At 39.5% G+C, this 10,757-nt stretch carries 13 protein-coding genes; 7 read left to right on the forward strand and 6 right to left on the reverse strand.

Annotated features, from left to right (window positions below):
* Window positions 1-82: 82 nt before the first annotated feature.
* From R8925_RS15010 to R8925_RS15030, 5 genes are all read right to left on the reverse strand, one after another.
* Window positions 83-970, reverse strand: coding sequence for a peptidylprolyl isomerase (locus tag R8925_RS15010; protein WP_430536599.1), 888 nt, complete (start codon window positions 968-970; stop codon window positions 83-85).
* A 137-nt stretch (window positions 971-1,107) separates the two neighbouring features.
* The gene (locus R8925_RS15015) at window positions 1,108-1,296 is read right to left on the reverse strand and encodes a hypothetical protein (RefSeq protein WP_430536600.1); all 189 of its coding nucleotides are present in this window, start codon (window positions 1,294-1,296) and stop codon (window positions 1,108-1,110) included.
* Window positions 1,297-1,307: 11 nt separating this feature from the next.
* Entirely contained in the window at window positions 1,308-1,850 is a 543-nt protein-coding gene (locus tag R8925_RS15020; protein WP_430536601.1) for a DUF3267 domain-containing protein, read from the reverse strand.
* Between the two features lie 231 nt (window positions 1,851-2,081).
* Complete coding sequence (locus R8925_RS15025; protein ID WP_430536602.1) at window positions 2,082-2,453, reverse strand: YtxH domain-containing protein; 372 nt, start codon at window positions 2,451-2,453, stop codon at window positions 2,082-2,084.
* Between the two features lie 13 nt (window positions 2,454-2,466).
* Complete coding sequence (locus R8925_RS15030; protein ID WP_430536603.1) at window positions 2,467-2,886, reverse strand: HIT family protein; 420 nt, start codon at window positions 2,884-2,886, stop codon at window positions 2,467-2,469.
* Between the two features lie 166 nt (window positions 2,887-3,052).
* Between R8925_RS15030 and R8925_RS15035 the strand changes: the two genes are divergently transcribed.
* Window positions 3,053-3,802 (forward strand): ABC transporter ATP-binding protein, encoded by a 750-nt coding sequence (locus tag R8925_RS15035; RefSeq protein WP_430536604.1) that lies wholly within the window; start codon window positions 3,053-3,055, stop codon window positions 3,800-3,802.
* Window positions 3,792-5,009: an ABC transporter permease gene (locus tag R8925_RS15040; RefSeq protein WP_430536605.1), complete on the forward strand. Its 1,218-nt coding sequence runs from the start codon at window positions 3,792-3,794 to the stop codon at window positions 5,007-5,009. Before R8925_RS15035 ends, R8925_RS15040 begins: the two co-directional genes overlap by 11 nt.
* A gap of 74 nt (window positions 5,010-5,083) precedes the next feature.
* Here R8925_RS15040 and R8925_RS15045 read toward each other — a convergent pair whose 3' ends face one another.
* Entirely contained in the window at window positions 5,084-5,587 is a 504-nt protein-coding gene (locus R8925_RS15045) for an antibiotic biosynthesis monooxygenase family protein (RefSeq protein WP_430536606.1), read from the reverse strand.
* 213 nt (window positions 5,588-5,800) lie between these two features.
* Here R8925_RS15045 and hemE point away from each other — a divergent pair, with 213 nt between their 5' ends.
* The 5 genes from hemE (at window position 5,801) to R8925_RS15070 (ending at window position 10,669) form a co-directional block, all read left to right on the forward strand.
* A complete protein-coding gene (hemE, locus tag R8925_RS15050; RefSeq protein ID WP_430536607.1) occupies window positions 5,801-6,859 on the forward strand; it encodes a uroporphyrinogen decarboxylase in 1,059 nt (352 codons plus the stop codon).
* Window positions 6,856-7,779 carry a ferrochelatase gene (gene hemH / locus R8925_RS15055; RefSeq protein WP_430536608.1) on the forward strand — a complete coding sequence of 308 codons (924 nt, stop codon included), beginning with the start codon at window positions 6,856-6,858 and terminating at the stop codon, window positions 7,777-7,779. The genes hemE and hemH overlap by 4 nt, the downstream gene beginning before the upstream one ends.
* Before the next feature lie 32 nt (window positions 7,780-7,811).
* A complete protein-coding gene (hemY, locus tag R8925_RS15060) occupies window positions 7,812-9,221 on the forward strand; it encodes a protoporphyrinogen oxidase (protein WP_430536609.1) in 1,410 nt (469 codons plus the stop codon).
* Window positions 9,222-9,432: 211 nt separating this feature from the next.
* Window positions 9,433-9,780: a hypothetical protein gene (locus tag R8925_RS15065; protein ID WP_430536610.1), complete on the forward strand. Its 348-nt coding sequence runs from the start codon at window positions 9,433-9,435 to the stop codon at window positions 9,778-9,780.
* Window positions 9,781-9,898: 118 nt separating this feature from the next.
* Window positions 9,899-10,669 (forward strand): Cof-type HAD-IIB family hydrolase, encoded by a 771-nt coding sequence (locus R8925_RS15070; RefSeq protein WP_430536611.1) that lies wholly within the window; start codon window positions 9,899-9,901, stop codon window positions 10,667-10,669.
* Window positions 10,670-10,757: the final 88 nt, after the last annotated feature.

The raw sequence follows: 10,757 nt of genomic DNA on the forward strand, positions 1-10,757 counted from the left end.
GTACTTATTTCTATATACATATAAAGAGGATGGAACATCCGTTGATTTGTAGATCAACTTTTGTCCCATCCTCTTTTGATAGTTATTTTTTTGATGCATCAGTTGACGCAGAACCGTCATATTGTTTAAATGCGTCTTTCAAATCTTTATCATCAATCTTAACATCAGCTTTTTTGTATAGTTTTTCTAGTGCGGCAGTTTTTGTTTCTGCAGTTATTTTTGTTGCCAAGTAGTCTTTCTTCACTTGTGCTTTGTCTTTCTCAAAAGTAGTTTTTTCTGGGTGATCTAACATTTTGATGATGTGGTAACCAGCGTCTGTTTTAATAACTGGGCTGATATCACCTTTGTTTTTCAATGCGTAAGCTGCTTTTTCGAATTCAGGCAACATTTTACCAGGACCGAATGGAGCAAGTTTACCGCCTTGTGTAGCAGAACCAGTATCTGTAGAGTTAGCTTTTGCTAGTTCTTCAAAGTTACCGCCAGTTGTTACTTTCTTATGAAGATCGTCAGCTTTTGCTTTATCAGCAACTAAGATATGTTCTACAGTAATATTTGGTTTCCAAGTTTTGTAGTATGCTTCTAATGCTTTATCGCTTGTGTCAACAGAAGCTTCTGCTGCTTTTGTGCTTAAAAGATCGAATTTCAGGTAATCTGACTTGAATGTTTTCTCAGTGTAACCACTTTGTTGTAACATGCTTGCAAGTTGATCACCATATTGGTCTTCAAAAGTCTTGTAAGCTGCATCGATTTCTTTGTCTGTCACTTTATATTTGTCTTCTAAAATCTTAGTCATTGCTAATTGCGACACGTATTGATCGCCGACTTTATCTTTCATTGCATCGTAAAGTTCTTGTTGTGTTACATCTCCGGCTTTCGTTTCAACAACGGCGTCATTCGCAGAGTTCCCGCAAGCTGCTAAGCTGAATAGACCCACCATTGATACCATACCTAATACTAATTTCTTCTTCATTAACTAATACACGCTCCTCAAAAGTTTAAAATAAGTTCTGGTTTAACTACACCCTTATCATACCACATAATGGTTAGCAATAAAGTAAAATGTCAAAAATCTAATCTATTTCTAATTTTGTCTAGGGCTTCTCTGGGCTAGGATAGCATAACTCCTTCAAATGTTGCTGAAAAAAGAAGTAACAGTACTGCAATATTTACAACCCGGTAAAATAATTGGCATTGTTTTGGATTAAAATCTTGTTTTGTCGCATATCGTTCGACTAGAAAATTAAAAGCAAATAAAGCGATAATCCCAAAAGCGGCGTATAGAACATAAAGTAACACTGAATTCCTCCTTACTCTTCTGACACAAGCACCGAAAAACCACGATCAGCATCTTCTACAAAAGTATGTTTTGGTGTTCCAATGATATTTCTAATATGAATGAAATCTGGATAGCACATTCCTGCATGAATCGCAATCAAAATAAGAAAAAGAGGCGAGTGGAGTACAGGTGTCACTATCATGGCAACGATTAATAACACTGAAATTACAATAAACGGCAAAGCAAGTGCTACAATATAACGCCATTTTGGAATAACACGCTTTACTCGCATTTGTAAACATGGCAAGATATAAAAATGGCTTTTAAAGCGCATTTGCAGGCCATTACGATAGGGTAATAACGCGAGTAAGTGAAGACATTTGTGAATTGGGTACAATAAAAGTAAGGCAATGAACGTAGGTAATTCAAAAATCATCACAAATTGACCAGGAAAAGCCAAATTTTCAATTAAAACTAGGACGCACATAACGGCGAGTGAAATTAAGCTGGATTTAAAAAAGACGCGGTTATATTCATCTTTTCGCTCCACATTAATTGTTTTTAAACAACGCATGGATAACTAATCCTCCATCTACATAAGAAAATATGTGATTCACAGTAAGAATAATTATCCAAAACATCCAGACTCACTGATCACTTTAGTATTGTAGTCCCTGTAGCATTTTTTTTCAACCTTTTTCTAAATAATAAACAATAGGCTGTGAATAATTTGTGTCAAATGATGATTCTTTACGATTAAAAAAGACGTAAATGCTCTGCGGGAGAACAGTTTACGTCTTTTAAGTTATTTGGTTTCTTTTTTGTCTTTTTTTAATGTTTTTTCTAAGTCTGAGATTGTTTTTTGCATATCTTTAATTTCCTCTTTTAGACGAGCTTTTTCAGGTTCCATTTCTTCATTCCAATTGGCTACTGATTCTTTAATGTCTGTTGATAAATCTTTCAATAAAGTTGTGCCTTCTTTACTTAGAACTTGAACGGATTGGAACAGGTCTGTTGCGTTATAGGCTAGCTCTTTTAAGATTACACTTGCTTCGCCTGATTTAGAAGCGATATCTTGGCGTATTTCACGACCGGATTTAGGTGCTAGAATCAGTGCTGTTGCAGCGCTTGTAATACCTCCGATGAGTACGCCGAGTAAGACAGATTTTGTATTCATAGTTAACACTCCTTTAGACTTCTTTGGCAATTTTGTCAGCTAGTTCTTGGAAGGCTTCTTTGGAATACCAATTGGCATTGTCCGCCCACTTCAAGCCGAAATCATCTTTATTTTTATAGCGGGGAATAAGGTGAATATGAAAATGAAAGACGCTTTGTGATGCGATTTCTTCATTGTTATTCAAAATATTAAGTCCTTTTAATGGTAAAGCTTTTTTGAGTCCTGCTGCAATCTTAGGAACACGCTGAAAAATTTCTGCTGCTGTTTCTTCTGGTAGGTCAAAAATATTGCGTGCATGTTGTTTTGGGATAACGAGCGTGTGGCCTTCTGTTACTTGCCCTAAATCAAGAAAAGCATACACTTTGTCATCTTCATAAACTTTAGCTGAAGGAATCTCGCCGTTTACTATTTTGCAGAAAATACAATCATCCATATTGAAATAGACACCTCCGAATAAATTCACTCTCTTCTGTATCTAATGTACCATAAAATCGCGCAAAACGCATGCGTGAAACAAACTGGAATTAGTTAATTTATAGCGAAAACGGTATTAACTATGCTATTATAGGGACAATAAGATGGATAATAGGAGTGATAATATGGCTTTAGTAGAGGTTCATAATTTAACTGGAGGCTATACGAAACGCCCAGTTTTAAAAGATATTTCCTTTACAATTGAGGAGCGTCAAATTGTTGGATTGATTGGTTTGAATGGCGCTGGTAAAAGTACGACGATTAAGCATATTACAGGATTGATGCAACAGAAGCAAGGCACAATAACGATTAATGGGCATACGTTGACGGAAAATACGGAGGAATATCGCAAGCAGTTTGCTTATATTCCGGAAACGCCGGTTCTATATGAGGAGTTGACGCTAAAAGAACATTTGGAGCTTACAGCGATGGCTTATGGTTTGACGGAAGAGGAAATGAATACTCGGATGGTACCTTTGCTAAAAGAATTTCGTTTGGAGAAGAAGCTGAACTGGTTTCCTGCCCATTTTTCAAAAGGAATGAAGCAAAAGGTAATGATTATGTCGGCGTTTTTGATTGAGCCGAACTTGTATATTATCGATGAGCCATTCGTGGGGCTTGACCCGCTTGGTATTCAGTCACTGTTGCAGTGGATTGAAGAGATGAAGGATACAGGTGCAAGCATTTTGATGTCGACGCATATTTTAGCAACGGCCGAGAAGTATTGTGATAGCTTTATTATTTTACATGACGGAATTATTCGCGCGCAGGGAACACTTGCTGATTTGCAGGCGGATTTTGAAATGCCAGGAGCTTCGTTAGACGAGATTTACGTACAATTAACTAGGGAAGAAGAGCAGGCCGATGAAGTTTGATGCGGTAGGTTTATTTAAGAAGCGTTTTGGTAGTTATATGGAAGAAGTCAGCCGATATATGCGCTATATGTTAAATGATCACTTGCTTTTCGTACTGATTATTGGTGTGGGGGCGTTTGTTTACTCGTATTCTGGCTGGGTGAAGACGCTGACGCCTGTTTTTCCAGCGATTCCTTTGATGGTGATTTTGCTGACAGCGGCAATTGCAGTGACAACGATTAACACATTGCTTAAACGGCCGGATGCGGTGTATTTGATTGTTCAGGAAAAAGCGATGAATCAGTATTTCAAAAAGGCAAATGTGGCTAGTTTTTGGATGCAGATTTATATCTTTATTTTAGTTTTAGCTGCGTGTATGCCAATGTATGCTGTTGTAACTGGGTTTAGTTTTTCGAGATTTTTCCCGTTGTTGCTCGTAATGCTTTTGATTAAGTTGTGGAATGTGTATTTTCAATGGGAATCTATGAAGCTTGAAAATGCTGATACGACGTGGTTATTTACGCGAATTGTGGTGAGTGCAGCGTTGATTTATTTGGTACTGGCATTTAATTTGATTTGGTCGATACCGGTGACGCTAGTCGTACTTCTAGTGAGTTATGTGTGGATGAAGCGCAAAACGGTGGGGTTGACGATTCGTTGGGAATATTTGATTGATAAGGAAGAAGCGCGGATGAATAGGTTCTATCGTCTGGCGAATTTGTTTACGGATGTTCCACACTTAAAAGGAACAGTGCGTCGTCGTGCGTATCTAGATTTCTTGTATCGCCCGATTCCGTATGCCAAAGAGAAGTCATTTGCATATTTGTGGAGCCGAACTTTTGTAAGAACAAATGAATTCATGGGGCTCTATGTACGTTTGACGGTTATTGCATTCTTATTGCTTGTCTTTGTGCAAGGATTTTATCTTAATATTATTTTTTCGCTCTTGTTTATTTATTTAACTGGATTTCAGTTTATTCCGATGTTACGCCATTTCGATGGACAGGTGATGTTAAAGCTTTATCCCGTTGATGACCATTTTAGACGGCGCTCGTTTATTCATTTCTTGCGGATTTTGCTTTTAGCCCAGGCGTTGTTGTTTGGGATTGTGGGAATTGCGCAGAATGGTTCGATTGGTGGCGTGATTATATTAGCGGTGAACTTGGCTTTTGTGGCGGTGTTTACATTCGTATACGTGCCATATAGGGTGAAAAGGATTTATCAATAAGACGAAAAAGAAAAATACGTTGTTGAAAACGGGTTTCAACAACGTATTTTTTAATGTTTGATTGTAAACGCTTATTATTTTTCATCATGGAAATATTCAGGAAAGTGGTACACATCAACATGTGAGAAACCGCTTTGTGAGCTATTGCTACGAATATGTTCCATGATTTTATTGTGTTCGCGACCGGTTTTCCAATGTTGATAGTCGTCACCACTATCCCAGAAGGTGATAATGAGGTATTTGTTTTCGGTTCTGGATTGTAGTAGTTGCATACATTGTAGACCGCGTGCTTCGTGTAAGGTCAAGGCAACCGATTGATATAATTTTTGAAAAATAGGAATTTCTTCTGAGCGCAGGTACAAATATTCGAATGTTACAGTACCATAGCCTTTTATTTCACCAAAGTTTTGATTGATTCGATAAGCTGTTCCTTCTCTAAAAACGGTAGATTCGGTTGTTTCCTCTAAAAGGATGGAGTCACCAAAATTTTGTAGCAGTAGGATGTTACGGGTTGGATTATCTGATAGAATTTGGCGAAGAAAGTGTTCAGTTCCGCTTGTGATATACGCATATTTCATAAAAATGGCCTTCTTTCTATAAGTAATATGTAAAACAGGATAAATTATTCCATAACTAAATACTACAACTATATTCCTCTTTCTGCAAAAATAAAACGTTATGGAGTGTCTTATCTGGTTTTTAAATTGATTTTTTGGTATGCTGTAGATTGTAATAATTATAAAGTGCGCTAGGGATTTATGTGCTTTAATGAACATGAAGGGGTTTTGTTTATGAAGAAGTTAGAGAATGACTTATTTTTACGTGCCGCTAGAAAAGAAGCTGTGAATCAGATTCCGGTTTGGTATATGCGACAAGCAGGGCGCTCACAGCCAGAATACCGCAAGCTAAAGGAAAAGTATTCATTATTTGAAATTACGCATCAGCCGGAGCTATGTGCTTATGTGACGCGCCTTCCTGTCGAGCAATATGGTGTGGATGCGGCTATTCTTTATAAAGATATTATGACGCCACTTCCTGGTATGGGTGTGGATGTGGAGATTAAGAGTGGGATTGGGCCGGTAATTGCGAATCCGATTCAGACTGGTAAGGATGTTGAGCGATTGACGTCGTTTCAAGCCGATGAGCATGTACCGTATGTGTTGGATACAATTCGTTTGTTAACGGAGGAACAGCTCACTGTACCACTGATTGGTTTTGCTGGGGCACCGTTTACGCTTGCAAGTTACATGATTGAAGGGGGGCCGTCCAAAACGTACCATCAAACGAAGGCATTTATGTATACGCATGAGGCGGAATGGCATATGTTGATGCACAAATTAGCGGTGATGACGGCGGATTATTTGTTAGCACAGATTAAAGCTGGGGTTAGCGCTGTTCAAATTTTTGATTCGTGGGTTGGTGCGCTTAGTGCCGCGGACTACCATACATATATTAAACCTGGTATTGCGCAAATTATAACAGCAGTGAAGAAGGAAAGCCCTCTGACACCTGTTATTATGCAAGCAGTTGGCGCGACGCATTTGTTGCCTGAGTGGCGCGATTTAGATGTGGATGTGGTTGGTGTAGACTGGCGGATGTCTATTGCGGATGCTAGAATGAGAGCTGGTGGCAAGGCGTTGCAGGGGAACTTGGATCCTTCGCTACTTTTGGCGCGCGAAAAATGTTTGGATCAGGCAAATCTTATTTTAGCAGAGGGAACGCAGGAACCTGGCTTTATTTTTAATTTAGGGCATGGTGTTTTTCCAGAGGTGCAGCCTGACATGTTGAAGGAATTAACGACGTTTGTACATGAGAGAAGTGCAATTTTACTAAGGGGTGGAGAGCAGTGAGCAGGAAAGTTGGATTGTTGGTAATGGCATATGGAACGCCTTATAAAGATGAGGATATTGAGCGTTATTATACAGATATTCGGCATGGACGTACGCCAAGTCAGGATTTGATTGATGATCTTCGTTCTCGGTATCACGCGATTGGTGGGCTTTCTCCACTTGCTAAGATTACGCAGGCACAAGCGTTTGGACTGGCGGAGACACTGAATGGCATGCAATCGGATATTGAATTTAAGGCATATATTGGACTGAAGCACATTGAACCGTTTATTGAAGATGCGGTACAAGAAATGAAAAATGATGGTTTGGAAGAAGCGATTTCGATTATTTTGGCACCACACTATTCTAGTTTCAGTGTGAAGGAGTATAATGGGAGGGCTCTTAAAAAGACGGAAGAGATTAGTGGGCCAGTGATTCAGACAATCGATAGTTGGTATGATGAACCGAAATTTATTGAGATGTGGACGAAACGGATTAATGCTGTTGCGATTCCGAAAGATGAGTTAGATCAGACGGTGCTTATTGTTTCGGCGCATAGTTTGCCGGAGAAGATTAAGGAGCATGGTGATCCATACCCAGATCAGTTGGCGGAGACAGCGAAATTGATTTTTGACCAAGTGGATATACCACACTATGCATTAGGTTGGCAAAGTGAGGGCAAAACGGGGACGCCTTGGCTTGGGCCTGATGTGCAGGACTTGACGCGTACTTTGTTTGCGGCGCACGGCTACAAGCATTTTATTTATACACCAGTTGGATTTGTAGCGGAGCATTTGGAAGTGTTATATGATAATGATTATGAGTGTAAAGTGGTGACTGATGACATTGGAGCGGTCTATCACCGTCCACCGATGCCAAATGATGATCAAGAATTTTTAGATGTATTGGCGACGGTCGTTTGGAAAAGTTGGAATAAATAGAGATAAATTTAACTAAAAGGTGAGTGTTTCCTGTGGTCAAGAAAAAAATAGTTGTGATTGGTGGCGGAATTACAGGATTGTCGAGCACGTTTTACTTAAAAAGGGAGCTTGAAAAACAGCGGTTGGATTATGAATTGGTTTTGCTGGAAGCGGGGACAAGAGTTGGGGGAAAGATTGAAACCGTTAGGCGTGATGGGTATGTTATTGAGCGTGGCCCTGATTCATTTTTGAGGCGGAAGCCAGAAATGCAGACTTTAGTACAGGATTTAGGGCTGGAAGATCAGTTGGTAGAAAATGCAACGGGAGATAATTATGTTCTCGCAAAACAGGATCTCCATGCGATTCCACGTGGATCAATCATGGGAATTCCGGCGCGATATCGTCCATTTCTTAAGTCTAGATTGCTTTCTGCGAGTGGCAAGCTACGTGTGCTTGGCGATTTGTTTTTGGGAAAGCAACAAGTGAACGGTGAAGATATGTCTCTGGGTGCCTTTTTGAGGGCACGTGTTGGTGACGAAATGGTTGATAATGTGTTGGAGCCATTAATGTCGGGAATTTATGCAGGTGATTTGAATGAGATGAGTGCGGAGGCGACTGGTGAGCATTTTTTACGGCTGGAGCGTGAGCATGGAAGTCTGATTAAGGGGATTCGCGCTATGTATAATAAAACGACGGCAAAGCAAGCTTCAGAATCAACCTTTTTGACGCTAAGAGATGGTTTAACAACGATTGTGGAGGCGCTAGAAAAAGAACTTTCTACAAAAATAGTGAAAAAAGGAAAGCGAGTGCAAAAGATTTTAAAACGAGCGCGCGGCTATGAGTTAACGATATCCAATCAGGAGAAGTTGCAGGCCGACAGTATTTTTATTGCGTTGCCATATCACGAAATTATTCCGATGTTCCGAGAGAATGCAGTTTTTGAGGAAATTGGTGAGATTCCAGCGGCGAGCGTGGCGTCTGTTGGGATGATTTTTCCGAAGGATGCTATTGAGCGGGACATTAAGGGAAGTGGATTTGTTGTGTCGCGAAATGAAGATTTTTCGATGACAGCTTGTTCGTGGATTCACCGAAAATGGCCACATACGGTTCCTGATGACAAAATATTGTTGCGTGCGTTCATTGGTCGTAGGAAAGAAGAATCGATTGTTGATTTAGCGGATAAAGCGATTGAAGAGACCGTTTTGAATGATTTGAATCGAATTATGACGATTAATCAGGCTCCAGAGTATACGATGGTCACACGCTGGCGAAATAGTATACCGCAATATACTGTGGGGCATTTGCAACGAAAAGCGGCGATTTTAGATGAGTTTCGTCAGGCGTATCCTGGTATTTTTGCTGGGGGAGCATCATTTGATGGTGTGGAGTTGTCGGAATGTGTGCGACAAGGAAAAGACGGAACAGCGCTGGTTTTAGATTATTTGGAGGGCTTGGAAATTTAAAGATAGATATATTAATATGTGGAGCAAGTACGCATGAAATCTATGTGTTGAATTGTATTTACCGCCTTCTATTCTAGCTTTAACGGTTGATTTTAGTGCCGTTGAAGCTTTTCTTAATTTATTACCATAATACTACCCAGTTTTAATCGTATTCTCATTTTCCTCGGGCATACTAGCAATATAGACAAACCCAATACGGGAGGAAAAAACAATGAATAGATTAGAAAAGAAAAGAATTGCAGAGAATATCAATTTATATATAAGATTGAACGGTTTCACGAAACGCTCTTTTGCGAAGGCTACTCATTTTTCGCAAGGTACAGCAGAAGCGATTTTGAATGGTAAGGTTATAAGTAATGCGAAATTCAATAAATACATAGTGAATATAACTGAAAAGCTAGGGTTGGATCCTCATTATTTTGAACAGGATAAGGAAGCAATCTTGTCAATGCCAATTCATTATCAAGAAGAAGAAGAGAAGATTCATATCGGTGACGAGAAGTACAATACTATTAGCGCGATGCTAAAAATTGGCGATGTCTATTATAGTAATTTGTAATGATGAAGAGTTGGTGTCCAAGTGTTGGGTGCCAACTTTTTATTTGCAATCGGAATACACGATGACTGAAATATGGTATTGTGGAGTAATAGATTGTTTGGAGAAAGGAGTTGTTGAATTGAAACCAGCAGCGATTTGTTTTTTTGATTTAGATGGGACTTTATTGACGGTTGATTCTATGGTGGCAACGAGTTCGGTGAAGGCTTTACAGAAATTACGCGCAAAAAATATTATGCCGATTATTGCGACAGGACGGACGTTATGTGAGATTGAGCAGGTGCTTGAGGTAACGGAGATGACTTCTGTAATTGCGATGAATGGTCAGTATGTTTTGTATGATGGGAAAGAGGTATATACGAATCCAATTGATGTGGACGAGATTAAAGCGTTACATAACGGAGCTAAGTCGCAAAATGTCGAAATGGCTTTTTATACGGAGGCAAAAATTTGTGGGACGGCACAAAATGAGGTAATGGAGAAGCATTATCGTTATTTAGGTGAGGAATCGCCGGATGTGGATGTGGAGCTTTATCTGAATGAACCAATTTATATGTTGTTGCTACTGTTGGAGCATGGAGATGATTATTTTCCAGAGCGTTTTCCTTATTTTCAATTTGTACGGAATACACCGTTTAGTAATGATGTAGTGCCAAAAGGTGGTTCAAAAGCACAAGGTATTGCTAAGTTACTAGAAGTCATGGGTTTTGAGGATGTTCCCACATACGCGTTTGGAGATGGCATGAATGATTTGGAGATGTTTGAGGCTGTGGATCACGCAATTGCAATGGGGAATGCGGTACCTGAGCTTAAATTGAAAGCCGAGTTTGTGACCGCGGATAACAATAGTGACGGAATTGAAAAAGGACTGCGATTATGCGGTTTACTTTAAAAGATAATATGAAAAGAGGATGGGACAAAAGTTGATCTACAAATCAACGGATGTTCCATCCTCTTTATATGTATATAGAAATAAGTAC

Origin of the sequence: Listeria rocourtiae subsp. hofi (assembly GCF_963575615.1) — a bacterium.
In the GTDB taxonomy this organism is placed as follows: Bacteria; Bacillota; Bacilli; order Lactobacillales; family Listeriaceae; genus Listeria_A; species Listeria_A hofi.